The 25,614-nt window shown below is 63.5% G+C and carries 27 protein-coding genes; 22 read left to right on the top strand and 5 right to left on the bottom strand.

Annotated features, from left to right (window positions below):
- Positions 1 to 66: 66 nt before the first annotated feature.
- From ACT89H_RS21695 to ACT89H_RS21710, 4 genes are read left to right on the top strand one after another with little or no spacing between them, the layout of a single operon-like run.
- Positions 67 to 468, top strand: a complete 402-nt coding sequence (locus tag ACT89H_RS21695) for an SCP2 sterol-binding domain-containing protein (RefSeq protein WP_445110466.1) — start codon at positions 67 to 69, stop codon at positions 466 to 468.
- Positions 469 to 481: 13 nt separating this feature from the next.
- Positions 482 to 2,023 (top strand): acyl-CoA synthetase, encoded by a 1,542-nt coding sequence (locus ACT89H_RS21700; protein ID WP_445110467.1) that lies wholly within the window; start codon positions 482 to 484, stop codon positions 2,021 to 2,023.
- Positions 2,020 to 3,276, top strand: coding sequence for a cytochrome P450 (locus tag ACT89H_RS21705; protein ID WP_445110468.1), 1,257 nt, complete (start codon positions 2,020 to 2,022; stop codon positions 3,274 to 3,276). Before ACT89H_RS21700 ends, ACT89H_RS21705 begins: the two co-directional genes overlap by 4 nt.
- Positions 3,277 to 3,299: 23 nt before the next feature.
- Positions 3,300 to 4,088 (top strand): coniferyl-alcohol dehydrogenase, encoded by a 789-nt coding sequence (locus ACT89H_RS21710; RefSeq protein WP_445110469.1) that lies wholly within the window; start codon positions 3,300 to 3,302, stop codon positions 4,086 to 4,088.
- A gap of 242 nt (positions 4,089 to 4,330) precedes the next feature.
- Here ACT89H_RS21710 and ACT89H_RS21715 read toward each other — a convergent pair whose 3' ends face one another.
- On the bottom strand, positions 4,331 to 4,876 hold the full coding sequence (locus ACT89H_RS21715) for a TetR/AcrR family transcriptional regulator (protein ID WP_445110470.1): 546 nt from the start codon (positions 4,874 to 4,876) through the stop codon (positions 4,331 to 4,333).
- A gap of 114 nt (positions 4,877 to 4,990) precedes the next feature.
- On the opposite strand from ACT89H_RS21715, the gene ACT89H_RS21720 reads away from it, so the two are divergent.
- The 11 genes from ACT89H_RS21720 to ACT89H_RS21770 all read left to right on the top strand — a co-directional run bounded on the left by ACT89H_RS21720 (position 4,991) and on the right by ACT89H_RS21770 (position 14,705).
- Positions 4,991 to 5,185, top strand: a complete 195-nt coding sequence (locus ACT89H_RS21720; protein ID WP_445110471.1) for a hypothetical protein — start codon at positions 4,991 to 4,993, stop codon at positions 5,183 to 5,185.
- 600 nt (positions 5,186 to 5,785) lie between these two features.
- On the top strand, positions 5,786 to 6,667 hold the full coding sequence (locus tag ACT89H_RS21725) for an MlaE family ABC transporter permease (protein WP_445110472.1): 882 nt from the start codon (positions 5,786 to 5,788) through the stop codon (positions 6,665 to 6,667).
- 3 nt (positions 6,668 to 6,670) lie between these two features.
- Complete coding sequence (locus tag ACT89H_RS21730; RefSeq protein ID WP_445110473.1) at positions 6,671 to 7,531, top strand: ABC transporter permease; 861 nt, start codon at positions 6,671 to 6,673, stop codon at positions 7,529 to 7,531.
- A gap of 75 nt (positions 7,532 to 7,606) precedes the next feature.
- Positions 7,607 to 8,593 (top strand): MlaD family protein, encoded by a 987-nt coding sequence (locus ACT89H_RS21735; RefSeq protein ID WP_445110474.1) that lies wholly within the window; start codon positions 7,607 to 7,609, stop codon positions 8,591 to 8,593.
- Complete coding sequence (locus tag ACT89H_RS21740; protein ID WP_445110475.1) at positions 8,590 to 9,606, top strand: MlaD family protein; 1,017 nt, start codon at positions 8,590 to 8,592, stop codon at positions 9,604 to 9,606. Before ACT89H_RS21735 ends, ACT89H_RS21740 begins: the two co-directional genes overlap by 4 nt.
- Complete coding sequence (locus tag ACT89H_RS21745) at positions 9,594 to 10,595, top strand: MlaD family protein (RefSeq protein WP_445110476.1); 1,002 nt, start codon at positions 9,594 to 9,596, stop codon at positions 10,593 to 10,595. Before ACT89H_RS21740 ends, ACT89H_RS21745 begins: the two co-directional genes overlap by 13 nt.
- Entirely contained in the window at positions 10,595 to 11,701 is a 1,107-nt protein-coding gene (locus ACT89H_RS21750) for an MlaD family protein (RefSeq protein ID WP_445110477.1), read from the top strand. The genes ACT89H_RS21745 and ACT89H_RS21750 overlap by 1 nt, the downstream gene beginning before the upstream one ends.
- Positions 11,698 to 12,717, top strand: a complete 1,020-nt coding sequence (locus tag ACT89H_RS21755; protein ID WP_445110478.1) for an MlaD family protein — start codon at positions 11,698 to 11,700, stop codon at positions 12,715 to 12,717. The genes ACT89H_RS21750 and ACT89H_RS21755 overlap by 4 nt, the downstream gene beginning before the upstream one ends.
- Positions 12,718 to 12,746: 29 nt before the next feature.
- Positions 12,747 to 13,679, top strand: coding sequence for an MlaD family protein (locus ACT89H_RS21760; protein WP_445110479.1), 933 nt, complete (start codon positions 12,747 to 12,749; stop codon positions 13,677 to 13,679).
- Positions 13,680 to 13,918: 239 nt separating this feature from the next.
- Positions 13,919 to 14,404 carry a hypothetical protein gene (locus ACT89H_RS21765; RefSeq protein WP_445110480.1) on the top strand — a complete coding sequence of 162 codons (486 nt, stop codon included), beginning with the start codon at positions 13,919 to 13,921 and terminating at the stop codon, positions 14,402 to 14,404.
- 31 nt (positions 14,405 to 14,435) lie between these two features.
- Complete coding sequence (locus tag ACT89H_RS21770) at positions 14,436 to 14,705, top strand: hypothetical protein (protein WP_445110481.1); 270 nt, start codon at positions 14,436 to 14,438, stop codon at positions 14,703 to 14,705.
- Here ACT89H_RS21770 and ACT89H_RS21775 read toward each other — a convergent pair.
- The 4 genes from ACT89H_RS21775 to ACT89H_RS21790 form a co-directional block, all read right to left on the bottom strand.
- Positions 14,669 to 15,844 (bottom strand): acyl-CoA dehydrogenase family protein, encoded by a 1,176-nt coding sequence (locus tag ACT89H_RS21775; protein WP_445110482.1) that lies wholly within the window; start codon positions 15,842 to 15,844, stop codon positions 14,669 to 14,671. The two genes, ACT89H_RS21770 and ACT89H_RS21775, sit on opposite strands and share 37 nt — an antisense overlap.
- A gap of 1 nt (position 15,845) precedes the next feature.
- Entirely contained in the window at positions 15,846 to 16,997 is a 1,152-nt protein-coding gene (locus ACT89H_RS21780; RefSeq protein ID WP_445110483.1) for an acetyl-CoA C-acetyltransferase, read from the bottom strand.
- 69 nt (positions 16,998 to 17,066) lie between these two features.
- Positions 17,067 to 17,864, bottom strand: a complete 798-nt coding sequence (locus ACT89H_RS21785) for an SDR family NAD(P)-dependent oxidoreductase (protein ID WP_445110484.1) — start codon at positions 17,862 to 17,864, stop codon at positions 17,067 to 17,069.
- A gap of 25 nt (positions 17,865 to 17,889) precedes the next feature.
- Entirely contained in the window at positions 17,890 to 18,546 is a 657-nt protein-coding gene (locus ACT89H_RS21790; RefSeq protein ID WP_445110485.1) for a TetR/AcrR family transcriptional regulator, read from the bottom strand.
- A 121-nt stretch (positions 18,547 to 18,667) separates the two neighbouring features.
- On the opposite strand from ACT89H_RS21790, the gene ACT89H_RS21795 reads away from it, so the two are divergent.
- The 7 genes from ACT89H_RS21795 to ACT89H_RS21825 are packed head-to-tail and all read left to right on the top strand — an operon-like array spanning position 18,668 to position 25,559.
- Complete coding sequence (locus ACT89H_RS21795; protein WP_445110486.1) at positions 18,668 to 19,120, top strand: MaoC family dehydratase; 453 nt, start codon at positions 18,668 to 18,670, stop codon at positions 19,118 to 19,120.
- Positions 19,117 to 19,857, top strand: coding sequence for a 3-oxoacyl-ACP reductase FabG (fabG, locus tag ACT89H_RS21800; RefSeq protein WP_445110487.1), 741 nt, complete (start codon positions 19,117 to 19,119; stop codon positions 19,855 to 19,857). Before ACT89H_RS21795 ends, fabG begins: the two co-directional genes overlap by 4 nt.
- Positions 19,854 to 20,642: an enoyl-CoA hydratase/isomerase family protein gene (locus ACT89H_RS21805; RefSeq protein WP_445110488.1), complete on the top strand. Its 789-nt coding sequence runs from the start codon at positions 19,854 to 19,856 to the stop codon at positions 20,640 to 20,642. The genes fabG and ACT89H_RS21805 overlap by 4 nt, the downstream gene beginning before the upstream one ends.
- Positions 20,639 to 21,430 (top strand): enoyl-CoA hydratase/isomerase family protein, encoded by a 792-nt coding sequence (locus tag ACT89H_RS21810; RefSeq protein WP_445110489.1) that lies wholly within the window; start codon positions 20,639 to 20,641, stop codon positions 21,428 to 21,430. The genes ACT89H_RS21805 and ACT89H_RS21810 overlap by 4 nt, the downstream gene beginning before the upstream one ends.
- A 1-nt stretch (position 21,431) precedes the next feature.
- A complete protein-coding gene (locus tag ACT89H_RS21815) occupies positions 21,432 to 22,208 on the top strand; it encodes an enoyl-CoA hydratase/isomerase family protein (protein ID WP_445110490.1) in 777 nt (258 codons plus the stop codon).
- A gap of 15 nt (positions 22,209 to 22,223) precedes the next feature.
- Positions 22,224 to 23,849, top strand: coding sequence for a class I adenylate-forming enzyme family protein (locus ACT89H_RS21820; protein WP_445110491.1), 1,626 nt, complete (start codon positions 22,224 to 22,226; stop codon positions 23,847 to 23,849).
- A gap of 6 nt (positions 23,850 to 23,855) precedes the next feature.
- Positions 23,856 to 25,559 (top strand): class I adenylate-forming enzyme family protein, encoded by a 1,704-nt coding sequence (locus ACT89H_RS21825; protein ID WP_445110492.1) that lies wholly within the window; start codon positions 23,856 to 23,858, stop codon positions 25,557 to 25,559.
- Positions 25,560 to 25,614: the final 55 nt, after the last annotated feature.

Consider the following 25,614-nt stretch of genomic DNA (forward strand, 5'->3'; position numbering starts at 1 on the left):
CGACCACAGCGAGGCTTCACGACTGCGAGCTACTGACTACTCGGTTGAAGCGAGGAGATAAAGATCATGGGCTTTGCCGACGCCGACGAAGTCGTCAAATATCTGGGCGGGATCTTCGAAGACGCCTTTGCCGACCCCGAGCTGGGGCCGAAATTGCGTGCGACCGGTGCACGGCTACGGACCACATACAGCGACCCGGATGTCAGCTTGATCATCGATCTGGGTGCCGGAGAGATCCGTCCCGTCGGCCCGGACGACGGTGATGTCGCCGAGATGCTGATGAGTGCCGATACGGGGAATGCCTATTGGCAGGGAAAAGTGAATCTGCCCCTGGCCATGGCGAAGGGCAAGGTCAAGGTGTCGGGCAATATCGCCTCGCTGCTCGCGATGGCGCCGTTGACGAAGAAGTTGGTGCCGACATACATCGAACGCCTCGAAGTCGACGGTCGTACCGACCTGCTGGTGTAGGGCGGTACCGACCATGTTTCCAGGAATCTTTGCTCGGAAAACCCCGGACAAGCCCGCGGTGATCGCGTCCGACTCCGGGACGGCCATGTCCTACCGGGAGCTCGATGATCAGTCGGCGGCCATCGCTGCGGAACTGTACGCGCGTGGACTCCGACGCGGCGATACGATCGCGATGCTGTCGGACAACATCAACGAAGTTTTCGCCATCTATTGGGCGGCATTGCGGTCCGGGCTGTACATCACGCCGATAAATTCGCACCTCGCGCCGGCGGAGGTCGCCTACATTGTCGACGACTGCCAGGCGCAAGCGCTGTTCGTATCGGCCGCGCTCGCGGAGCTCGCGGTAGCGATCGCCGGGCTCACCCCGGCTGTCGAACATCGCGTGGTCGTGGGGGGCGCTCTGGAAGGCCACGTCCCCTACCGGGATGTGATCGAAACCAGCGCGCCGAGACCGACCGACCGGCCACGCGGTTCGGACATGCTCTATTCGTCGGGGACAACGGGACGTCCCAAGGGGATTCGCCCCGCGCTGCCATCCATTCAGGTCGACGAGCCCGGGGATCCGATCGTCGCGATGATGGCGCAGTTCTTCCAGATCGCCGACACCGACATCTATCTGCAACCGGCACCCGCCTACCATGCCGCTCCGCTCAAATGGGCCACCGCCGTCCAGGCTCTGGGCGGAACCGTCGTGCAGATGCCGAAGTTCGATGCGGAAAATGCGCTGGCGGTCATCGAGAAGTACCAGGTGACTCTGGCTCAATTCGTGCCGACCATGCTTGTCCGGATGCTTCAGCTCGACGAGTCGGTACGACACCGGTACGACCTCTCGTCGCTGCGGATGGCAGTACATGCTGCCGCGCCGTGCCCGCCCGAGGTGAAGCGGGCGATGATCGACTGGTGGGGCCCGATCCTGTTCGAGTATTACAGTGCCAGCGAACAGCACGGCCTCTATATGATTTCGACCCACGAATGGCTGGAAAGGCCGGGATCGGTCGGTAAGCGGGGGCTGGGAACCGCGCATGCGTGCGACGAGTCCGGAGCAGAGTTGCCAGCTGGTGAGATCGGCACTATCTACTTCGAGCGTGATGTCGTGCCGTTCTCATACCATCGGGATCCGGAAAAGACCGCCAAGGCGATCCACCCTGAGCACCCGACGTGGACGACCGTGGGTGACTTGGGGTATCTCGATGACGAAGGCTACCTGTATCTGGCGGAACGTCAGGATTTCGTCGTCATCTCCGGCGGCGTGAACATATATCCACAAGAAGTCGAGAATGCCCTCACGTTGCACGACAAGATATTCGATGTCGCGGTCATCGGTGTCCCGGATGCGGAAATGGGCCAGCGCGTGAAAGCCGTCATTCAGCTCAAAGACGGCGTAGAACCCAGCAGCGAGTTGGTCGAGGACATCCTCGCGTGCGCTCGTGAACGGGTGGCCGGCTTCAAGGTGCCGCGCGATATCGAATTCGTCGACGAAATCCCTCGGACCCCGACAGGAAAGATTTTGAAACGCAAACTTGTGCAGGGTGCTGATCAGGAGGTGGATGCGTGACTGCCGAGTCGGCGACTCCGAGGCCTTACGACCCCTTGGACATTTCCGGGCTGGATTTCTGGGCCCGGCCCGCGGAGGAACGTGACAAGACCTTCGAGATCCTGCGAAACGAGCGCCCTTTGTCGTGGCATGCGCCACTGCAAGGTGGGCTGACCATTCCCGACGTCGCTGGGATGTGGGTGGCCACTTCGCACGAGATGATCAATCACATCAGCAGAAGACCGGAGATTTTCAGCTCCGCGCAGGGCGTGACCATGGAGGAGTTGCCCGAGGACGTTCTCGAAGCGGCATCGTCCTTTCTGGGGATGGACGATCCCAAGCATGCTCGCCTGCGAAAGGTGATCAGTTCCGCGTTCACACCTAAACGGGTGGAACAGATCCGTGAGCAGATCAGGAATCAGGCCCGGCGCATAGTCGACGATTTGCTCGATGTTCCCGGTGGGGATTTCGTCCAGCTGGTATCCAAACGTTTGCCGATGTGGACAATTTACGAGATGTTGGGTCTCGAGGAGGAGCATCGGGAGCAGGCGGCCTATTACGCAGAGCAAATGGTTGCTTGGAACGATGAAGATGTGGCGGGCGGGAGGTCGCCGCTCGAGTTGCTCAACGAGGCGTTGGTCGAGCTTCTGATGATCGGGATGGGCTTCGCCGCTAGGCGGCGGTCGTCACCCAAGTCTGATCTCATGTCCGCTCTCGTACAGGCCGAAGTCGACGGCCAGAAGCTCACCGACGACGAGATAGCCGCATTCTTCGTGCTGCTCTCCGTGGCCGGCAACGATACGACACGGAATACCACGACGCTGACTATGAAAGCGTTCCAAGAATTTCCCGCGCAACGCGATTTGCTGCTTTCGGACTACGACGGCCGGATTGTGACCGCAGTCGAAGAATTTGTGCGCTTCGCGTCGCCGGTGGTGACCTTCAGGCGAACGGTCACCGAAGACACGGAGCTTGCCGGGCAGTCCTTGAAAGCCGGGGACTGGGTGGTTCTGGTATATCCTTCTGGAAATCGCGATGCCAGAGTGTTCGACGACCCGCACAGCTTCGACATCACGAGGAATCCCAATCCGCACGTCGGATTCGGCGGTCGAGGACCTCACTTCTGTATGGGTAACTTTGTTGCCAAAATCCAGCTGCGCGAGATCTTCGACCAGTTGTTGCATCGTGCACCGAACCTCAGGGTGGGGGAACCGGAATATCTGACCGGATGCCTCATTCGTTCGGTTAAATCGATGCCCTGTACGGTGCGCTGAATTTTATACACGTGAGGAAAGAAATGTCCGGCTTCAAGGGAAAGCGATTTATCGTCACGGGCACAGCCTCCGGCATCGGCGCCGCGACGACCGATCTGTTGATCGACAACGGAGCCGAGGTGTACAGCCTGGACCGTCGCGATCCGGGCGTGGAAGTCGCCCGGCACATCGAGGTCGATCTCGCGGACGAATCGAGCATCGACGCCGCGGTCGCGCATCTGGACGGTCATTTCGACGGCCTGCTGAATGTGGCAGGTATCCCGGGAACCGCGCCGGGGGACGTGGTTTTCGCGGTCAACGCCCTCGCCGTTCGTCATCTCACCGAATCGATGCTGGGCAGGCTCTCGGGAGGAGTTGTGGTCATCGTCTCCTCTTCGGCCGGGTTCGGCTGGCCGGACCGTCTGGACGCGATCAAGGAGGTGTTGTCGACCGATACTTTCGACCAAGGCCGGCGCTGGTTTGCCGAACACACCCCGGGAGGCAACGCCTACAACTTCTCCAAAGAGGTCACAACGGTATACGCGATGATGATGGGTATCGGGCTGGCGGCGCAGGGGGTGCGAATCAATGCGGTGCTCCCGGGGCCGGTAGAGACGCCGATTCTCGGTGACTTCGAGGAGACGATGGGCAAAGAGACTCTCGACGGCGTGAAGGATCTCGTCGGCCGCCATGCCACGCCCGCGGATATCGCCAAGGTCATCGCGTTCCTTGCATCCGACGCGGCGGGATGGATCAACGGACAGGCGATCGCGGTCGACGGGGGAGTCACCGGGGCATTGGCGACCGGCCTTTTTCCCCGGCCCGAGATCTGAGCATATGACGACAGCATGGGCAACCACCGCGCCTTCGGCCGCGCCCTGTACAGGTTGGGTGATCGACCGGCCGGTTTCTCACGGTCAACGGCCGGTCCGACACCATGAAGTAGCCGGCGATGATCGCGAAGGGCACCAACTGGCAGGCCGCGATCGACATAGCGGAGACGCGGCGGATCGAGCGACTCACGCCGGCGACGTCAAGTCGTCGCCCTGGACCAGCTGAGCTGTCGTCGTCGCCGTCACGGGTTGCCCTCCGCTCCCGCATGCAACCGCACCAAGGCGATGAACTGGGCAAGCGACCAGTCCAACTCGGCCGGATCCAGGTGCTGGTGACCGATCACAATGCTCAACGCGAGCTGAGCCAGCCGGTGCGCGAGCGGCTGCGAGATGTTCAGATCGGTCATCGTCTGCTCGATCAATGCCAATCGCAACTGGTCGACGTGATCCTGCACGTCCGCGACGCGCTGGTCGGTCGAACTCCAGGCGCGCATGGCCACCTCTGCCGCGTGGGGCGTTTCCCGCGCCAACTTGCGCATGTGGTCCAAGCGTGCAAGTGGATCCACGAGACTCGTTGCCTCGTCTGCCACATTCTCGGTCTGCTCGGCCGTCCAGTACTCGAGGAACTGGGCGACGAAGTCATTCCAGTCCTTGAACCAGTTGTAGAACGAACCGGACGTCACTCCGAGCGACTTGCACAAGCTGGTGAGGCGCAGGTTGCCATATCCCGACTTTGCCAGCATCTCCAGCGCGGCATCGAAATAGTCCTGCCGGTTCACCGTTGCCATCGGGGCCTCCCTCGGTTGCCGCAATATCGTCGAGCCGCACATCGGCCTGAACGAAAGTTCAGTTTCTTTTGCTATTAGACAACACGAAGAAGGAACTCGGTAAGGAGGTCCGAAATGGCGTATCAACTGAACTGTCCTTGTGGAACCATGATCGTCACAGCGGATGACGATCTGGTGCCGGCCGTACAGGAACACCTACGACCGACGCACCCGGGACGCTCCTACTCTGCGGAAGAAATCATGATGCTCGCGATGCCGGTGCCGGACCGCGTCCTCGACACCCGACGCGTAGGCGCGGCCGACGCGTGATCCCGGCGCCGGACCCCGCTGCGAGGGCTGGCTCAAACCCATGGTGTATCGCCAGGTAAACATATCAATGATTATGGATCCCCCCGATCGCGTTCAGCAAGTCGACCACACTCCTCGGCGGCTAGCAGGCTTGAGATCTGGAGTATTTGTCGTTCACATTCTCCGGCAAGCCCACGACCAGGGCGCTGAAGTGGTCAAATGATGAACGTGGCCCGTTGGGGAAGGCGGCAAAAATCATACTGTATGTTCGATTTATGGTGCAACTCTCAACTGATGCTGTAAGAGATGCTTGTCACATCCTGACCAATAACATAAGATACATCATGCAAGAGGTGGGGATGTCATCCCGTCGCAAGTCCCGTCAGGGGCCGCGCAGCAACGGCATCGATCGGATCGGCAGGATCGTGAATGCGAGCAGCTTCGGGTTCGCGAAATCCAGTCGCCGCGGTCCTCCCTCAACTCTTGCAGGCGCCGGACGAAAAGTTCGGACCACTCCTGTGCACCCCCTGCTCCGAATATCAGGCTCGTGGAGGTTGTGATGCAGTACCCGCTGTCCGAGATGCGCCATCTGAAGCGGTCTTCCGAGGACGGGGCGGGCCTGTGACGATCCTCCCCGAATCAATCGGTACGCGGCGGTTCCAGGGAGGTCCTTCATGCTTCGGTTTATCCGTAGCCGGGCGCCGAGTCGGCAACTATCTGCACACCGTTCCGAAGCAGTCGATGGCGACATTCGGCCGCGCAGTTCTCCTGTTCGGCGGTGTGGTCAGATATGCGTTCACCTCGACCGTTCAGCTGAAATTGCCGCTTCTCGAGATGCTACAGCAGGCGTGGTTCCTGCTGACGGTCACCGTTTTCCCGGCAATTTTGATCGCGCTCCCCTTCGGGACGGAAATCTCGGTACAGGTCGGCGCGATCGTCAACCAGGTGGGCGCCAAGTCGCTGGCCGGCGCGGCCAGCGGAATTGCGGTGATTCAACAGGGGGCGCCGATCGCGGCGGGATTGCTTCTGGGTGGCGCGGCAGCCTCGGCGATCGCCGCCGATCTCGGCGCGCGGTCGATCAGGGAAGAAATCGATGCCATGCGCGTCATGGGAGTCGATCCGGTACAGCGTCTGGTGCTACCGCGCTTTCTCGCGATCTTGATCGTCTCGCCCATTCTCTGTGTGGTCATCGTCGCCTCGGCAGTGATAGCGGGATACACGTTGGCGATCACTGTGAACGGCGTGATCCCGGGTAGTTTCTGGCAATCGTTCGGCGCTTTCGCGTCCAGTACGGATCTCTATTTTGCCATCGCGAAGTCGATGATCTTCGGAGTCCTCGTGGTCGTGATCGCAAGCCTGCGAGGACTGGGGGCCAAAGGCGGACCACGCGGCGTCGCAGACGCCGTCAACGCGTCCGTGGTGCTGGGATTCGTAGCGATCTTCATCACCAACCTGGTCACCACGCAGCTCCAGTCCATGTTCTTCCCCGGTCAAGTGGGCTGAGCCGTGGGTACGACGAGCACATATCAGAATTGGGTCACGCGGCTCGGCCGGGGGCCGAACCGCGGCCTGCAAAAGGTCAGCGAAGGGACCGGCCGGTGGGTGCTGTTCACCGCGCAGACGATCCTCTATCTTCCGATTACTTGTCGGCACTACCGGAAACAGACGATGAAGACCATGAATTCCATGGCATGGGGACGAGGGTCGATCGTCGTCGACGGCGGAGTGATCTCCCTTCTCATGGTTCTCGGCGTCGCCATCGGCATATCCGTGGCGATCGAGGCATACAACAGCCTGAACTTGATCGGATTCGGTCCACTGACCGGCGTCATCGGGGCATTTTTCAATATCAGGGAGATCGGCCCGATCATGACCGGGATCGGTTTCGCCGCCCAGATCGGATGCCGGATGACCGCAGAGATCGGCTCGATGCGGATCTCCGAAGAAATCGGCGCCACCGAGACATTGGGTATCCGGTCGATTCCGTTTGTGGTCGGCACACGTCTCATCGGGGGCATGCTGTGCGTCATCCCGGGTTACCTGCTGTCCCTCGCAATCGGATTCCTTACCTGCAGCCTTTTCGTGAAGACCGTCCGTAATGCCCCCGCCGGCACCTACGACCACTATTTCAGCCAGTTCCTGGACCCGGTCGAGGTCGCCTACTCGTTGACGAAAGCGGTCGTGTTCTGCGGTGCCATCACGATCATCCACTGCTATTACGGCTTCTTCGCCAGCGGCGGACCCGAGGGTGTCGGCCGGGCAGCGGGGCGGGCGATCAGAGCGAGCCTGGTGATGACAATCGTGCTCAACCTCGCCATGACCGTTGTCCTGTGGGGTCTGCACCCCGACCTGGTCTTCAAGGGGTGAATCGTGTATTCAGGATTTCTCATTGGCTCGGAAGCCGAGCAGAGCAGACTGCTTCGCCGAGTCGGGGTGGGCAGTGTGGCTGCTGTCGTAGCCGTAGTCATGGTGGTCGTTTCGCTGCGCACAGTGCTGCCCGACCAGCGGCCGGGTCGATTGACTTTCACCATCGACACCCCTGCCGTCGGTATCGGAGTCCAGCCCGGGACACCCGTCATTCTCAACGGCGTCCCGGTGGGTCGTGTCGACGATCTGGCGATCGGTCGTTCGGGCGCGGTGATGACCCTCGATCTGGACAACAACAGTGTCACCGGGCTCCGGCAGAATTTCGGTTTCGATTTCCGGCCACAAAATTACTTCGGGGTCAGCGCCGTCAACATCGTCGACGCGGGCGACGACACTCAACCCGTCTTGCTCAGCGGCGCGCGAATCTGGCGGCCCGCGGGCGGTGATTACACGATGGGCACGATGATCGACACCGGCTCCGAGTTCGTCAACGGTGCGCTACTGCCACCGATGATGGATGCCATCCGACGGTCGTTGGACTATTCCGCATCGCTGCAACCACTGGTCCACACCGGGGTGGTCGTCGCCGAGACGGTGGAACGGACACAACGATCGATGCCCGGCTACCTCATCGACCGGTACAACGATATTGCCGGAGCGCTGCCTCCGTTCACTCTCGGAGTGATCGACGCGGGGTTTCACGTCTACAACAGTGAGCTCCGTCCAGCGGGCGACGACATTCAGGACCGGTATGCGAAAGCTCTCGAAGCAATCGCCAACCAGTTCTTCACCCTCGTCGGCCGTCTGCTGACCTCCAACAGATCGAATCTGGAATCGACCGTCCAGATCGTCGAGAGCGCGGCGGATCTGCTTCCTGCGATGGGGGAGGGCGTATTCACCCCCGTCACGCTCCGCACCCTGGTCAGCAACCTGGACGGAGCTTTCGGCCCGGGCCCGGATGGGGCCCGGACTCTGAAGGTCGAGCTCGATCTCGATCTGCTGCCGGTGCTGCAGACACCGGTAGTCGGATTCAGTGCCCCATCGGAATCGAGGCCCAGGTGAAGAAATACATCCCGGTCAGACTGGTCGGTCCAGCGTTGCGTCTGCTCGCTGCGGGAGTCGTGGCCGCGCTGCTGTTCGTACTCATTCAGAACGCCATCAAGAACCCCACCGGTGAACGTCCGGTCCGGTACAGCGCCGACTTCAGCGACGCATCGGGTCTGAGACCCAATGCGGACATACGAATCCGCGGGGTCCGAGTCGGAAAGGTGGAGGCGGTCGAGCTTCACCAGGCCGGCGACAGTTCCGTTGCGCGTGTCGATTTCACGGTGAACGACACCCAGAAGGTGACGGTTGAAAGCAAACTTGCGATCAAATACGCGAACCTGTCCGGAGTACGGTTCATCGACATCACCGGTAACGGTGACGGCGGAGCGCCCACGCGGCACATCGGACTGGACCATACGGTCCCGTCATTCGACATCACGACTCTGTTCAACGGTTTGCAGCCCGCGCTGGAAACATTGCAGCCCAATGAAATCAACGAGTTCATGCGGAACGCACTCACCTTGGTTCAAGGTGATGGTAGCGGTCTCGCGCCGATGCTCGACAGCGTCGACAAGCTGTCCCGGTACACCACCGACCGCGCCGCGGTGATTTCGACGCTCGTGGCCAACCTCAGTCGTATCGCCGAGACTCTGGGCGGAAAGTCGCCGCAGATCATCGAATTCCTGCGGGATATCGAACGACCGATCGACTCGGCGATGACCGTGCTCGACGAGTTTCCCAAGGCAGCGAAGTTCGGACCTCCACTGATGGGTACGTTCAATCACATCCTGTCCGGTTTGGGGATCGATCCGTCGACAGATGTCGACAAAATTCTGAACGATGCCTTTCCGACCGTAGCCGATCTGCAGTCGGCGCTGGGTCTGTTTCCCACGATTATGACGGGATTGGCGACACCGGTGACGTCCCCGCAATTGGGCTCTGCGCAATGCAGCCACGGAGCTGCGCAGTTGCCCGCGACAGTGCGGGTTCTGCTGGGCGGAAGCAGTGTGGTCGTATGCAACGCATAGCGGAATGGAAGAAGCGCCGGGAAGTCAGCGAGCCGGTTGTCGGGGTCATGGCACTGGGGCTGGTCGCCATCGTCACGGTGATCACCACATATTTCTATGTCATGCCGCCCGATCAGCAGACCGTGACGTTTACTACGCACGATGCCGTGTCGCTGCGCGGAGGAGAAGATGTGCGAATCGCGGGCGTGTCGGTGGGCAAGGTCAAGGATTTGAGGTTCGACGGCAGGCAAGTGACGGTGGGTCTGTCCGTCGGATCGTCGGTCGAGCTGGGTGATCGGACACGCGTCGAGGTTCGGCTGCTGACCGCGGTGGGAGGGTACTTCGTCACCCTCGTGCCGCTCGGTCGCGCGGGGCGCGCCGGCCACGTATCGGTGCCCATCGAACGCGTGACGATGCCCTACACCATCGCCGATACACTGCAGCAGCTTCCGCGGGTGACCGGGCAGGTGACCGGAGTGCCCATCGACAAAATTCTGGAGCAGATCAACAGTGGTCTCGGTGCGAACCCGGAAGCGCTGCGGAATGTCGTTTCCGGGATGCAAACGTTGGCCACGGTACTCGATCGACAGAAACAACAAGTGCAATCGACCCTGGGTTTGGTCAGCGAGTATTCGTCCACTTTCAACGCGAGCCGCGATTTCGTATTCACGCTCGCAAACAAAATCAACGTCGTGCTGTCGACGTACCACACCTATCGAGCCGGATTTTCCGAAGCGTTCAGTCAACTCGGTCAGGTTCTGCTCCGGATCGGCGCCCTGTCGAAGTTCTATGTGAACCACGAAACCGATCTCGCCCAGTTGGTCGAGCGCGTACGGTCGGGTGCCGGCCGACTCCGTGACGGCATGGACGACCTGATCAACAATCTCACTCCGCTGCAGCAACGGCTGAAGGATCTGGTCGGACCGCAATTCTCGGGTGGCAACGTTGCACCGGGCGAGACGATCGACGGTTCGGCAATCTGCCTGCCGGTCGCGGGAAGGGCTTGCTGATGCAACGTCGCAAGAAGGTGCTCCCCTCGGTGGGAGCAGCGGTCGTGATTGCCGCGATCTTTTGCGGAATCGCGGTGTGCATCGATTCCGGCGAGGAAAAGTCGAGCGCCACAGAAGGATACTGCGCGATACTTCCGGACTCGATAGGTCTGTACGTGGGAAACGAGGTCACTCAGATGGGGTATCCCATCGGCACGATCTCATCGATCACGCCGCAGGCCGATGCTGTCCGGGTGGGTTTCTCCCTGAAGCCGGGCCGTTCGGTCCCGGCGGACGTACGGGCGGTCACCCGGTCGAAATCCGTACTCGCCGACAGATCGCTGGAACTTGTCGCCACCGCGCAGCCGTCGGCAGCGAAACTGGCATCGGCGAACTGCATCGTAATCGAAAACGCGTACACGCCGAAGAGCATCTCCGAAGCCGCCGGTTCGGCAGCTGAGTTCCTCAAACAGCTGGCTCCACAGGGTAACTCGCAGACCATCGAAGAAGCTGTCGATGCCATGGCCCGAAGCGTCCAAGGGGTAGGTCCGTCGGCCGCGACGCTGGTTCGGACCGCGTCGACGGCTGCTGCTGATTCGGACAAACTGATCGCCGATGTCGAGACGATCATCGTGTCCATGGCGCCGCTGACGACGTCGGTTTTGAATCAGTGGTCGGATCTCGAGTCGGTGGTCGGCAAGCTTCCCGATGCATCCGTCATCGCGACCACGAAACTGTGGCCCGGCGCGTCCAACATGGTGGAGGGATTGATTCCGCTGATCGAGGCCATCAACGATGTGCAGACCAGATACGGACGGGAACTCTGGGCTGCCGCCGATGTAGTCGCCGAGGGGATCCATATCGCCGCGACACACGTTCCCGAGTTGCAGAACGGACTGAATGTTCTTCCCTCGCTGGCCTCTGTCGCCACGCTCGTGTCACAGCCAGGACACGGCCCGGCATTGCAGGCCGCGCCGCCCATGATCCACCTGCAGGTGGGTGACCCGGCCCAGGTGTGCGCGGTGGCCGATCAGGCCGTCCCTGCGAGTTGTCATGTGGCGCCGAACGATCCGGCGTCGATCGTAGTTCGTCTCGACGCGGTCCTGGCGATCGGAGGTGTCCGATGAGGAACGGCGGGCGAGACGTGGCGCACCGCCGATGGCGGGTGGCGCCGTTGCTGTGCGGGTTGGCCGCCACGGTGGCGGCCGGCTGTTCCCTGAATCCGGGCACACTGGCCACCGAAGTCCAGTCCGCCGGTTCGGGTCAGAAAATGACCATTCAGTTCGCGACCATTCTGAACCTGACGGACGGTGCCGACGTGACTGTGAACGGCGTCAAGGTGGGGCACGTCGACTCGGTGACACTGAGTGACTCCAGCGCGGACGTCGTCGTCGGCTTCGACAAGAAGATATCGATCGCCCCCGACGCGCACGCATCGATTCGCCAAGCTACGGTCCTCGGCGACTCGTTCGTATCCATCCAGTCGTCCGGACCGGCCGACACGGATACCGCGCACGGCGCCGGCACCGAACTCCTTCCGCTGAATCAGACCACATCGCCTCCGCCATTGGAGAACACGCTCGCCGTCCTCGCGAACTTCGTCAACGGGGGGAGTATCCGGACTGCGCAAGAAGCGATGCGCTTGATCAACAAGAGCTTTCCGGTCCTCGAACAGACTCAGCGCGTCTCGTCGATCGTGTCGGTCGACACGCGCGACGTCGCCGCGCACACCACGAGCGTCGACGTGATGATCGACGCGATGAATGCCACGGCTCGGGCGATCAACAGCCGGGCCGACGAACTCGGGTCGATGTTGTCGGCCGAAGGTATGCACTACTGGAGCCGGCTCTCGCTCGGGCTCGAGCAGGTCGGGGTGGTTCTTCCCAGTGTCGGCAGCGTATTCGAGGGCGGATACTGGCTGCTGCCGCTACTTCACTCCGCCGATGGGTCGATATCCACTGTGCGCGACGGTATCGATGCGGTCGGCAGCAACGAGGAGCTACTGCAGAAATTTCTGAGCGACAACCTGTTTCCGTTCGTCCGTCGGCCCGATATCACCATCGTTTCCGCAACCTCGCCGGCGGGCGATGAAATCCTCGCCGATGCGGAGATGATCCTGCGCATGCTAGGGGCAGTTCGATGAACCTGCGCAATATCACTTCTATCGGAGCGATGATCACGGTCGTCGCCGCGTCGCTGGCATATATGGTGTCGGTGGGACTCCCGGTCACCGACCAAACAGGAGTGCGCACCGCGCAGTTGAAGATCCCACACAGCAATGGACTCGTCGTGGGCTCTCGAGTTCTGTACCGGGGTGTGCCGATTGGACGGGTGACCGACGTGCGTACCTCGCTGACCGGTGTCACCATCGGTTGGAACTACAAGGATTCCTATACCATCCCGGTCCGATCCCAATTCCGGGTCGACAGTCTGTCGGCCCTGGGTGAGGCATATCTGAATGTGGTTCCCCCGAGCAATGATTCGGGGCCGGGGCTACCCGCGGGCGCGGTCCTCACCGCGCAGTCGGTCTCGGTACCCACCAGCTTCGACGAACTCTCGCAACGCCTGGTCAAGGTCCTCCAACAGGTGCGCACCGAGAAAGTCGGCCAGATCGTCGCCGAGTTGAATCAGGGGCTGGTGGTCGATCAGGACGTGCTCGCCAGCCTCAATCGCGCCGGGGTTCTGCTGCAGACGACGATCCTGTCGACACGCACGCCGTTCACGGCATTGCTCGACAAGCTCCAGGAGTTGCTGATACGTGGAGCCGACCTGAGTGAGTCGCTGGCTGCGTCCGGGGATCCGGTCCGGGATCTCGGCGAACAGATCAAGGTCTTCCTCGACTGGTGCACTCAGTTCGTCCGAACCGACAATCTACCGACCGAATTGACCGACGGAGCCGGGCCGTTCCTCGAACGGTTACAAGGCTTCCTCGACAAATCGGCCCCGAACATCAAGGTAATCGGCGATGCGGCGTTGCCGGCGATCTCAGCCGCGACGTCGCAACTGCAAACGGTCGATCTGGGGCAGCTGATCCACATTGCGATGTCGGTTTCGGGAACCGGCGACGGACTTGTAGTAAAAGTTGGCGCGCCCCGGCCCAACTGAATCGAAATACGACCAGAAGGTGAGGTCAAAAGATGCCCACATCACCGGCCGAAAGCAAATCTCAAGCTACCGACCACGGTGAGCCGGACGAGGCCGACGCAACGACAAGGGGCCGCTCCGCCGATTGGTCGTCGCCCGCGGAACCGAGGCGAGACGGACGCAAACGAACAGAGTCCGCAAACACGGTACCCGTGAACGGTAATCCGGTATGGCGGCGTAGCCGGGTCGTCGGTGCCGCAGTGGGAGTCGTGATCCTGGCCTCGGTGACAGCGACCGGCATCCTCGGATATCAGCTCGCGGACAAGAATCGTGATCTCGCGGATCTGAAGAGCGCGGCACAAACTGCGCAGCAGGCGGAACAGAGCGCGCTCACCTATGCGACCGGCGCGGCCACCATGGATTACAAGGATCTCGCGGCATGGCACAAGAAGCTCGTCGTGAACACGTCGCCGGATCTGAGCGCGAAACTGTCCGAGGCGGCGACGTCGATGGAGCAGGTGATAATCCCACTGAGCTGGACTTCGACGGCGCAACCGATCGCTGCGCAGGTGAAGTCGCACAACGGTGACAGCTATACCGTTGTCGCATTCGTGAACGTCACGACGAAGAACGCGCAGGCGCCGGACGGTGTGCAGTCCACCGCCGCTTACACCGTAACCATGGACCGCGCGAAGAATTGGCTCGTCACCGACGTCGGCGGGATGGCTCCGATCGCTCAGAAGTGACCAGGCCGACCGAAAGCGGATGCGCCCGAGCATGTCTCATCGGTTCTTCTCGATCCGGCCGGCCGTCGGCGCGATGTGGGCCGACCTGCGCTACCAAGCGGGGACACCCGGTTCGGATGGCAAGTTCGTGTCGCCCTCGTCGGTCGGCATCGCGGTGGGGCGCTTGGCCATCGGACGCCTCGCACGCGGCGTGATGCGCGACAGCGAAACCCCGGGCCTGCGACCGGAAGATCTGTCGGCCCGGGGTTCGGCATTGCGCATCGGTTACCGGCGCTGGTCGAGTTTCTTACCCAAGACCTGAGCCGCGATCGTGTTCTTCAGCACCTGCATCGTGCCGCCCGCAATCGACGACACGATGACGTCACGGAAGCACCGTTCCGGCGGGAAGCCGGTGACCAGCCCATTGCCGCCGAGGATTTGCATGGCCTTCCAGCATACGTCGCGGCCCATGTCGGCAGCGTGCAACTTGGCGACCGAGACATCCAGCGGCTTCGGGAACTTACCTCGTTCGGCGGTCATCGCCGCCTTATACGTGAGGTAGCGAACAGATTCGATCTGGGTCCACATCTCGGCTACGAGATGGTAGATGGCCTGGAACTCGTTGACCGGACGGCCGAACTGATGGCGTTCGTCGGAGTAGGCGACCGCCTCGTCGAACGCGCCCTCCGCGAGGCCGAGACACAGCGCGGCGATGTAGAGGCGTTCCATGTTGAACGCCTGCATCAGCGTGGGAAAGGAGCCCTCGCCCATGAGCAAGTTCTCGACTGGAACGCGGCAGTCGGTGAAGGTCAGGTCGCCGTGCTTGGAGCCGCGCGAACCCATGTATTCCGGCCCGTCGGCCAGAGCGAAGCCAGGTGTGCCCTTCTCTACCACTACCGCGCCGATGCCCTTCATACCGGGCGTGCTGTTCAGACGTACGAAGGTGATGTACAGGTCGTAGTCGGGTGCGCCGGTGATGAACCGCTTGCTGCCGTTGATGACCACTTCGTCGCCGTCGACGACCGCGGTGGTCTCGATATCTGTCACCGCCGAGCCGTGGTTCGGTTCCGACAACGCGATCGAGGCAGTGAGTTCGCCGGAGGCGATACGCGGCAGATACTTCGCGTGCGCTCGCCGGTTGTCCGACATCATGATGACCGACGGCCCGGTGCAGGTGGTGGCGAACAGGATGTCACCGGCCATCCACGACTTCATGGCCCGGCAGGCGGACTCCACAGCGATCGCGAATTCGATGGCCGACAGTCCTTTACCGCCGTACTCGGCGGGGATGGTGATACCGGCCAGGCCCATGTCCACGGTGTCGCGCACCATGTCGGCGATGGGTGCGGTGTCCTCGCGGTCGATCTGGGTTGCCAGAGGCGCCCACTTCTCGCCGAAGGCCCGGGCCCTGGCCTGGATGTCGGCCTGGGTGGGGGACAGGTCGAAGGCGCTGGTGTCCATGTCAGAGCCTTTCGATGATGGTGACGTTGGCCTGGCCGCCGCCTTCGCACATGGTCTGGAGGCCGTAGCGGCCGCCGGTTCGTTCGAGTTCGTGCAGCAAGGTGGTCATGAGCCGGGTGCCGGTCGCGCCGATGGGATGGCCCAGCGCGATGGCGCCGCCGTTGACATTGACCTTGGTGTGGTCGGCTTTCAGGTCTCGCTCCCAAGCGATGACGACGGAGGCGAATGCCTCGTTCACCTCGATCAGATCGATGTCGTCCAGGCTCATTCCGGTCTTTCCCAATGCGTACTGCGTCGCCGGAATCGGCGCGTGCAACATCATCACCGGGTCCGCGCCGCGCACAGAGATGTGGTGGATGCGGGCGCGTGGGGTCAGGCCGTGCGCCCGCACGGCAGCCTCGGAGGCGATCAACATGGCCGAAGCACCGTCGGATACCTGGCTCGAGACCGCGGCGGTGAGTCTGCCGCCCGGCACCAGCGGATCCAGCGTGGCCATCTTCTCCAGGCTGGTGTCGCGCGGTCCTTCGTCCTGGGTGACCTCGCCATAGGTGACGATCTCGCGGTCGAAACGGCCCTCGGCCCGCGCCTGGATGGCCCGGGTGTGGCTGTCGAGCGCAAAAGCCTCCATCTCCTCACGGGAGATGCCCCACTTCTCGGCGATCATTTCCGCGGATTTGAACTGCGAGATATCAGTGGTGTATCGCGCTTCCCATCCCTTGCAGCCGGTCCAGGGATCCTCCGGACCGCCGTATGCCTGCGCGCCGGCGGTGAAGGCGGACAGGATGGGGTACTGAGTCATCTTCTGCACCCCGCCCGCGACGACCAGGTCCTGAGCGCCACTGAGGACTCCCATCGCGGCGAAGTGGACAGCCTGCTGTGACGAGCCGCATTGCCGGTCGATCGTCACGCCGGGCACGGTTTCCGGCAGCCCCGCGGCCAAGGCCGCCGTGCGGGCGATGTCGCCGGCTTGTGAGCCGATTTGGTCGATGCAGCCCAGCACCACGTCATCAATGGCGGCCGGGTCGAAATCGCCGCGCTGGACGAGGGTGCCGATCACGCGGGCGGCCATATCAGCGGGGTGCGCCTCGGCGAAGCCGCCTTTGCGGCGCCCGACGGGAGTGCGTACGGCATCGACTATGAATGCCTCTGGCATGAATTCCTCCGAAGTGTGGTGAAGAGATCGGCCGATCCGCGGACTGTGCGCCCGCGGCCGAGCCGAGGGTCACGGCATCGTGTAGCCGCCGCTGACCGAGAAGACCTGACCGGTGAGCTGTCGAGCGGCCGTCTCGGAGGACACCCACACGACGGCGTTGGCGATGTCCTCGGCCTCGGTGAGCCTGCGCAGCGGAATGTCTTTGCGCAGGAACTCGATCTGTTTATCGTTGAACACCGCGTCCTGTCCGACCGCCCACAAGCTGTCCTTGCCGACGGCATCGGGCCCGTCCGGAATGACCAGGCCCGGGCAGACGACATTGGCGCGGATACCGTGCCTGCCGTGTTCCCGGGCGGTGGTGCGCGCCAATGCGATCAGCGCGGCCTTGGTGGCCCCGTAGATACCCTGCCGGATCTGCCCGAACGCGGCGTCGCTGGCAATGAACACGATCGCGCCCCGCCCCGCCGCACGCATCACCGGGATCGCCGCCTGGGTGGCCGCGATGGCGGTGTACAGGTTCACCTCCACGGTGCGCTGCCACTTGGCGCGGTCGGTGTCTTCGGCGATGAAGCCCGGCACACTCCATCCGGCGTTGTTGACCAGGACATCGAGTCCATCCCAGGCGCGGACGGCGCGGTCGACGGCCTCCTGCGCGACACCGTCGATCGTGAGGTCTCCGGCTGCCACATCGACGGCTGCGGCACCGAGTTCGATGGCCTCCGCACGCACCTTCTGCGCCTGTTCGGCATCGACGTCGCTGATCACGATGCGCGCGCCCTCGCGGGCGAAGCCGTGCACGATGCCGCGGCCGATGTTGGAGCCTCCGCCGGTGACGAGAACCCGGGCATTGCGCAGCTGAAGATCCATGCGGTGTACTCCTTTTTCGAGGAACTCAGACTAATTTATGTTCGATTAAAAATCCAGCACGGTGCGTTTCGGCTGCGATACCGCCGCGGACCAGGGTTTGCGCCGTGCGCACCACGACGTCCAGCGACCCGGCCTCGGGAGTCCACCATTCCGCCGCCCAGTTCAACGCACCGAGGATCAACATTCGCGCGGTGCTCGGATCGAGATCGGGCGAGAGCTCGCCCGCGTCCGCGGCGTCCTGGAACAGCCTCTTCCAGACCTTGCCGTACGCGGCTTCCTCGGTGACCTGGCGAGCGCGGATCTTTTCCGGAACCTGGGCCGCGTTGCGGATCGACGCGGTCGTGTAGTCGGAGATCTCGAGTTCGTGGCGCAAGTGTGCTTCCACTGCGGTCATGATCCTGGCCAGGGGAGGTGTGTTCAGAGGTAGATTCTCGAGAACCGAGGTGATATGTCGGCGCATGTCCGCGATACCCGACCACATCACCTCTTCGATCAGATCGTCTCGTGACGGGAAGTAGTAGTAGATCGCCGGAGCCTGGAGTGCGGCCCGCTCGGCGACCTCCGAGAGGCGGGTGCCGGCGTAACCCTTGCGGCTGAGGATGTATGCGGCCGCATCGAGTATGCGGGTGCGGGTGCGGGCCGATTTCGACTCCGAACTCTCGTGGGCGACCGGCTGTGCCATGTCACCACCTCCGATTCTCGTCTGCGACCGGTGGCGCCGGGGGGCGCCGGTCGGGCATCCAGGTTGACCTCCCGAACATTCAAATCTATATTAAATTCAAAGTCTACTGAGAGGTGCTGACGTGCGAGTTTTCGCCACCATCGAAGAGTTCGCGGCCGCTGCGGGGACGTCACTGGGAACCACCGACTGGCTCGAGATCGACCAGAAGCGGATCGATACCTTCGCCGACGCCACGGGAGATCACCAGTGGATTCACGTCGACCCCGAGCGTGCCGCCGACGGACCGTTCAAGGGCACCATCGCCCATGGATTGCTGACCCTGTCGCTGCTTCCGGTGCTCAACCACCAGCTCTACAAGATCGACAAGCTGTCCATGGCGGTCAACTATGGCTTCGGCAAGGTGCGGTTCATCTCGCCGGTTCCGGTGGACTCGCGGGTGCGGGCCACCACCGACATCGTTTCCGTCGATGAGGTGCCCGGCGGCATCCAGGCGAAGTTGAGCACGACCATCGAAGTGGAGGGTTCCTCCAAGCCCGCCTGTGTTGCCGAAGCGATCGCGCGGTTCATCGCATGAGTGCCGGACTTCTCACGGGGCGGACCGCCGTAGTCACCGGTGCCGCCGGTGGCATCGGGCTCGCGATCGCCCAGCTCTTCCGCGAGCACGGCGCCGCCGTCGTCCTCGCCGATCTCGACGAGAGACAAGTCAAGGCGGCCGCAGAGTCGTTCGGCGACGACGCGATCGGCATCTGTTGCGACGTCACCGAGGAGGACTCGGTGCAGGCACTCGTGGACGAGACGGTGCGGTGGGCGGGTGGACTCGACGTGTTCGTCAACAACGCGGGTGTCACCCGGGACGCGTCTCTGCGCAAGATGACCGTCGCCGACTTCGACACCGTCATCGCGGTGCACCTACGAGGCACGTGGCTCGGCATCCGTAGCGCCTCTGCGGTCATGCGGGACGCCGGGCGCGGGTCGATCATCAACATGTCCTCGTTGTCCGGCAAGTCCGGCAACCCCGGGCAGACCAATTACAGCGCGGCCAAGGCCGGAATCGTCGGCATGACAAAGGCGAGCGCGAAGGAACTCGCGCACAAGAACGTCCGGGTCAACGCCATACAGCCCGGGCTGATCCGCACAGCCATGACCGAAGCCATGCCGCCAGAGGTGTTCGCCGAACGCGAGGCCGCGATCCCCATGAAACGGGCCGGCCGACCGGAGGAGGTTGCCGGAGCCGCCCTGTTCCTGGCTTCCGATCTGTCCAGCTACATCACCGGCGCGGTGCTCGAGGTCGGTGGGGGGCGATTGATGTGAGCGGCCCCGCGCCCGCCCCGGCGTCCACGGACGTGGTGCTCGTCGACGTCGCCGATGACATCGCGACAATCACGCTCAACCGTCCCGCGCGCATGAACGCCATCACCGTCGAGTTGGGCGCGCGGTTGCACGCGGCACTCACCGACGCGGCCGAACGCGCCAAGGTGATCGTCATCCGAGGCAGCGGAAACAACTTCTGCGCCGGTGGCGATTTCCACGAATTGCAGCGCCTCCGGGCACAGGGGCGCGATGCCATGGCGCCCTTGTTCGCCAACTTCCGCGCCGCCTGCGATGCCATCGCCACTCTGCCGATCCCGGTCATCTGCGCAGTCGAAGGGCATGCCACGGCCGGAGGGTTCGAGCTGCTCCAGGCCGCCGACATCGTCCTTCTGCACGAAAACGCTTCGCTGGCCGACATCCACTCCCGCTATGGCCAGGTACCCGGTGGCGGTGGAACCCAGCGGCTCGCACGCCTGGTCGGGCGTCAGCGGGCATTGGCGCACATCCTCACCGGCGATCGGCTCACCGCTGACGAAGCCGTCGCCTGGGGTCTGGCCTATCGGACGTACCCCGCGGCCGAATTCGACTCCGCGGTAAGCGACTTCGCGAAGGCTCTGGCCGCCAAGGACGCCACCGCGTTGGCCAAGAGCAAGCGGCTCGTTCACCAGGGTCTCGGCATGTCGCTTTCGGATGGACTGAGCCTCGAGTTCGAGACCGTTCTCGACCACCTCGTCTCCGCTGCCGCGGGAGACGGAATCGGCGGATTCACTGGGAGCAGGCGATGACGGAACTCGTCCGGGTGGATGTGGACGGCGACGGTGTCGCCCGCTTGGTCCTGAACAGTCCAGAGACCTCCAACGGCATGGATGTGCCGTTCCTCCAATCTCTGCATTCGGCCATCCTCCGGATCCACGGCGATCCACGGGTGCGAGTGGTGCTGCTGTCCGGCGCAGGTAAGAACTTCTGCGCGGGCGGCAATGTGAAGGTGTTCGCGTCCAAGGGCGAGCAGTTGCCCGACTACTTGCGTGAGGCCACCGCTTGGTTGCAGATCGCCGTCGCCGCGCTTACTCAGCTCGAGGTTCCGGTGATCGCGTCCGTGCACGGATTCGCGGCCGGAGGTGGCGGGTTCGGGCTGGTGTGTGCGGCGGACTTCGTGATCGCTGCCGACACGGCGAAGTTCATGTCGGGCGCCGTGCGCGTAGGGATGGCCCCGGACGCGGGCGTCTCGGTCACGTTGACGCAGCTGGTCGGCCTTCGCAAGGCCATGCATATCCTGTTGACCAACCCCGTGCTCGACGCAGCCGAGGCGCTGGACATCGGCCTGTTGACCGCGGTGGTGCCCGCGGCCGAGTTGGAAGCGGAATCCCTGCGCTACGCGCGCCGCTTCACCGCGACCGCACCCAAGGCCATCGGTGCGACCAAGCGGCTGATCTGGGGCGGCGTGGGAGCCACGTTGGCGGATCGACTGCCCGAAGAGGCGCGAACGGTGTCCGAGTTGTCGGGTACCGCCGATTCTCGGGAGGGTCTGGCGGCCGTCATCGAGCGTCGCGAACCGGCATTTCGAGGAGACTGACGTGGCTACCGAAGAACCCCCCGTACTGACCGAAGACTGTGGTCCGGTGCGGATCGTCACACTGAACCGGCCGCAACGGCGCAACGCCATCGATCTGCCGCTGCGGTACGCGCTGGGTGATCGGCTGGAGGAAGCGGCGGCGGATCCCGGGGTCCGAGTCATCGTCCTGACCGGGGCGGGAGCGGGATTTTGCGCAGGTGGCGATATCGCGACGATGCGGCGGATGGACGAAGCGCAGGCGCGTCCACGTGCCGAAGCGGCGCAGCGTGTGGTCCGCGCGATCTGGCAGGCCGGAAAGCCGGTGATCGCGGCGGTGGAGGGAGCCGCGTTCGGCGCCGGCGTCTCACTGGCCCTGGCCTGCGATCGTGTGGTCACCGCCGAAGACGCGATCTTCAGCACCGCTTTCACCGGTGTCGGACTGGCGGGTGACATGGGTATCTTCGCCACGCTGCCGGCTCGCGTCGGCGTGGCCAAGGCGCGGCAGTTGATGCTCCTGCCCACCCGGCTGACCGGCAGCGAGGCAGCCGCCATCGGACTCGCCGACTCGGTCGTGGCGTCCGGCACCGCGGTGGAGTCGGCACTTGCCGACGCCCACCAGATGGCGACCTCTCCTCCGCTCGCGGTCGCCGCGGTGAAGGCAATGCTCGTGCCGCGCGACGGGCTCGCCGTGCTGGATGACGAAATCGACAACCAGGTCGAACTCTTCGACTCCGAGGACTTCGCCGAGGGAATATCGGCGTTTCGTGAAAAAAGAACTCCCGTTTTCCGCGGGAAATAGTTGGAAGTACGAGCTATGACAGCCGTGACAGAACGCACGCTCAGCGATTCCTACTGGGCAGCCGACGACAGCGTGCCCCTCTCCGACCACACCATCGGTTCGCTCCTGCGGGACCGGGCACAGTCGCATGCCGGCACGACGGCCCTGGTCGGAACACCGCACGGCGGCTCGGAGCGGCGCCGCCTCACCTACGGTGAATTGCACGAGGCCGCGCTGCGCGTGGCGGCTGCCTTGACCGAAATCACCGAACCCGGCGAATTCGTCGCGCTGTGGGCCCCCAATCTCATCGAGTGGCCCATCATCGAATACGGTGCCGCCCTGGCGGGCCGCGTGCTCGTCGCGCTGAACCCAGCATTTCGCGAAGGCGAATTAGCGTACACGCTCGAGAATTCGGGTGCGGTGGTATTGATCCACGCCGACGAGCACAAGGGATATGACATGGTCGGCGTCGCCGCCGCGGCGGCGGACCGGGTTGCGGGGGTCCGGCAGCGGATCAGCCTGTCCGAGACCACGCGCTGGCAGGCGGACGCGTCCGGCTTCGAAGGTCCGGCGGTCGATCCCGGTGATCCGGTAATGCTGCAATACACCTCCGGGACGACCGGCAACCCGAAAGGCGTTCTGCTGCGTCATCGCTCGCTGGTGAACGTGGCGCGAATGACCATGGTCGCGGCGGACATCGGCGAAGGATCGGTATTCCTGAACCCGCTGCCCATGTTCCACACGGCCGCCTGCGTGATCGGCACTCTCGGGCCGTTGTGGATGGCCGGCACGGTCCTGCTCGTGGACGCGTTCGTGCCCGGCGCTGTGCTCCGATGGGCGACCGAGGAGAACGCGAACGTGCTGTTCTTCGTCCCGACCATTCTCGGTGCGCTGCTGGAGGCAACTCGCGAAGACGAGTCGGCCGCACCGAAGCTCACCAGCATCGTGGGCGGCGCCGCGAACGTGCCGCAGGTGATGATCGAGGGCGCCGCACGGGTTTTCGGGGCGGCGGTGCACAACTTGTTCGGCCAGACCGAACTCGCCCCCGTCATCACTATGACGCGCAGGGGAGATTCGCTTGCCGATCAGCTCGGTACGGTCGGCCGCCCGATCCCACAGGTAGAGATCAAGATCGCCGGGCCGGACGGCTCGGGAGTGGCGCCACTGGGCACGCCCGGCGAGATCTGCGCCCGGGGTTATCAGCAGATGATCGAGTACTACCGCAACCCCGACGCCACGGCGAGCGCGGTGGACGCCGAGGGGTGGCTGCACACCGGAGACCTCGGGGCGATGGACGAACGCGGCTTCATCACCCTGACCGGGCGGCTGAAGGACCTCATCATCAGCGGCGGCGAGAACATCGCGCCCGCCGAGGTCGAATCCCGGCTCGTCGAGCACGACGCGGTGGCCCAGGCTGCCGTGGTGGGGATACCGGACGCGAAGTGGGGTGAGACCGTCGCCGCGGTTCTGGTGGTGCGCGGCACACAGCGCGAGGATCTGGTCGATTCGGTCAAGGAGCAACTCCGAAGCACCCTGGCCTCGTTCAAGACCCCGCGTCGATGGTTCGTCGCCGAATCCCTTCCGGCCACTCCCTCCGGGAAAATTCAGAAATTCAAGCTGCGCGAGGCCATCCTCGATGGTTCCGTCGAAGAGATCGGGTGAGCCGGAATGTCCGATACGATCGACGACCGGCGCGAGCGCCTGGCGAGGCGATTCCCCACCTGGAAGCAGCGATCGCTGGGGGAGTGGCTACTCGACTGCGCCGAAGAATTCGGTGACCGTCCTCTGGTTATCTCCGACGGCCGCACCTACACCTACCGGGAAACCGCTGAGCTGTCCCGGCGACTGGCCGACGGCCTCGCCTCGCTGGGCGTGCGACCGGGGGACCACGTCGGGCTGCTGATGGCGAATTACGCGGAGTTCGTCCCGGTCAAGTTCGCCATCGCTCTCGCCGGCGCGGTCGCGGTGCCGTTGAACTTCCTCTATCGCACCGAGGAACTGGCCTATGTGATCGAGCAGTCGGAATGCCGGGCACTGATCACCATGACCGGCTTCGCCGGGCTCGATTATCTCGCCATGCTCGATGAGATCGCGCCAGGCTGGGAATCGGCGCAGCGCGACCGCTCGCGGCTGCCCGAGCTGCAGCACGTCGTACAGTTGCCGACCGACGACCGGGCCCGCGAGGGCGTCCCGACCGTAGCGGAGCTGGCCCGCGCAGGGGACGAACACCGTGGCGCTACCACTCGGATCGACGTCGATCCCGCGAGTGTCGGTGACATCCTGTACACCTCCGGAACCACCGGGTCGCCAAAGGGTGTGCTGATCACCCACGACGCGGTGTTGCGCACCGGCTACGCTTCCGCGCTCACCCGTGCCTTCGGCGATGGACGCCGAATCCTGTTCTCGCTGCCTTGTTATCACATGTTCGGGTACGTCGAGGGTCTGATCGCGGCGATGATGGTCGGTGGCGCGGTGATCATGCTGCCGGACTTCGACGCCACGAAGTACCTGGCGGGGATCGAGCGGCATCGCGCCGACGACATCCTCTGTGTGCCCACCATGACGGTAGCGTTGCTGGAGCACCCGGATCGGCACCGATTCGACCTGTCGTCGCTGTCGGCGATACTGTCGGGCGCGGCTCCGGCCCCGGTGTGGCTGTGGCAACGGGTGCGGGACGAACTGGGTGCCTCCGAGATCGTCACCGGATACGGCATGACCGAGTGCGGCGGCGCGATGACCATGACGCGGCCGGAGGACCCGCTCGAGCTCACCGCGACTACCGCGGGCAAACCGAAGTTCGCCGGCGTGGCCGGTCTGGAGGACGGCGCGCTGGTGCACTACCGCACGGTCGACGTGGTCACCGGCGAATTCCTCGCCGATGGCGCGGAGGGTGAATTGGTCTCCCGCGGTCCGACGAGCATGCTCGGATTCTGGGGTAAGCCGGAGGAGACCGCCAAAGGGCTGCGCGATGGCTGGGTCTTCTCCGGCGATCTCGGACGGGTGCGCGCGGACGGCTACCTGGAGATCACCGGCCGCAGCAAAGAGCTCTACAAGAGCGGCGGAGAGCTGGTGATGCCGAAGGAGATCGAGGAACTGCTCACCGCTCACCCGGAGATCAGCCAGGCATATCTGATCGGTGTGCCCGACGAGCGGTGGGGCGACGCGGGTTGCGCTTGTATCGTCCGCGCACCCGGCGGCGCGATCACCGCCGAGCACGTGATCGCGCTGTGCAAGGCAAGTCTGGCGCGATTCAAGGTCCCCAAACACGTCGTATTCCTGACGCCCGAGGAGTTGCCCACCACTCCGACCGGGAAGGTGCAGAAGTTCCGCCTGGTGAACGTCGCGAAAGCACGATTGGAGCAACAGAAATGACTGTTACGACACCTCCGGACGCCGCGCGCGAGCCGGACCATGACGCGTCGCGCGA

Source organism: Nocardia aegles (genome assembly GCF_052545135.1).

What these genes read in the sequence shown, in the direction of transcription:
- ACT89H_RS21695 (WP_445110466.1), top strand. Translation starts at nt 67, where the DNA reads ATGGGCTTTGCCGACGCCGACGAAGTCGTCAAATATCTGGGCGGGATC.
- ACT89H_RS21700 (WP_445110467.1), top strand. Translation starts at nt 482, where the DNA reads ATGTTTCCAGGAATCTTTGCTCGGAAAACCCCGGACAAGCCCGCGGTG.
- ACT89H_RS21710 (WP_445110469.1), top strand. Translation starts at nt 3,300, where the DNA reads ATGTCCGGCTTCAAGGGAAAGCGATTTATCGTCACGGGCACAGCCTCC.
- ACT89H_RS21715 (WP_445110470.1), bottom strand. Translation starts at nt 4,876, where the DNA reads ATGGCAACGGTGAACCGGCAGGACTATTTCGATGCCGCGCTGGAGATG.
- ACT89H_RS21720 (WP_445110471.1), top strand. Translation starts at nt 4,991, where the DNA reads ATGGCGTATCAACTGAACTGTCCTTGTGGAACCATGATCGTCACAGCG.
- ACT89H_RS21745 (WP_445110476.1), top strand. Translation starts at nt 9,594, where the DNA reads ATGCAACGCATAGCGGAATGGAAGAAGCGCCGGGAAGTCAGCGAGCCG.
- ACT89H_RS21750 (WP_445110477.1), top strand. Translation starts at nt 10,595, where the DNA reads ATGCAACGTCGCAAGAAGGTGCTCCCCTCGGTGGGAGCAGCGGTCGTG.
- ACT89H_RS21755 (WP_445110478.1), top strand. Translation starts at nt 11,698, where the DNA reads ATGAGGAACGGCGGGCGAGACGTGGCGCACCGCCGATGGCGGGTGGCG.
- ACT89H_RS21760 (WP_445110479.1), top strand. Translation starts at nt 12,747, where the DNA reads ATGATCACGGTCGTCGCCGCGTCGCTGGCATATATGGTGTCGGTGGGA.
- ACT89H_RS21770 (WP_445110481.1), top strand. Translation starts at nt 14,436, where the DNA reads ATGTCTCATCGGTTCTTCTCGATCCGGCCGGCCGTCGGCGCGATGTGG.
- ACT89H_RS21775 (WP_445110482.1), bottom strand. Translation starts at nt 15,844, where the DNA reads ATGGACACCAGCGCCTTCGACCTGTCCCCCACCCAGGCCGACATCCAG.
- ACT89H_RS21780 (WP_445110483.1), bottom strand. Translation starts at nt 16,997, where the DNA reads ATGCCAGAGGCATTCATAGTCGATGCCGTACGCACTCCCGTCGGGCGC.
- ACT89H_RS21785 (WP_445110484.1), bottom strand. Translation starts at nt 17,864, where the DNA reads ATGGATCTTCAGCTGCGCAATGCCCGGGTTCTCGTCACCGGCGGAGGC.
- ACT89H_RS21790 (WP_445110485.1), bottom strand. Translation starts at nt 18,546, where the DNA reads ATGGCACAGCCGGTCGCCCACGAGAGTTCGGAGTCGAAATCGGCCCGC.
- fabG (WP_445110487.1), top strand. Translation starts at nt 19,117, where the DNA reads ATGAGTGCCGGACTTCTCACGGGGCGGACCGCCGTAGTCACCGGTGCC.
- ACT89H_RS21810 (WP_445110489.1), top strand. Translation starts at nt 20,639, where the DNA reads ATGACGGAACTCGTCCGGGTGGATGTGGACGGCGACGGTGTCGCCCGC.
- ACT89H_RS21820 (WP_445110491.1), top strand. Translation starts at nt 22,224, where the DNA reads ATGACAGCCGTGACAGAACGCACGCTCAGCGATTCCTACTGGGCAGCC.
- ACT89H_RS21825 (WP_445110492.1), top strand. Translation starts at nt 23,856, where the DNA reads ATGTCCGATACGATCGACGACCGGCGCGAGCGCCTGGCGAGGCGATTC.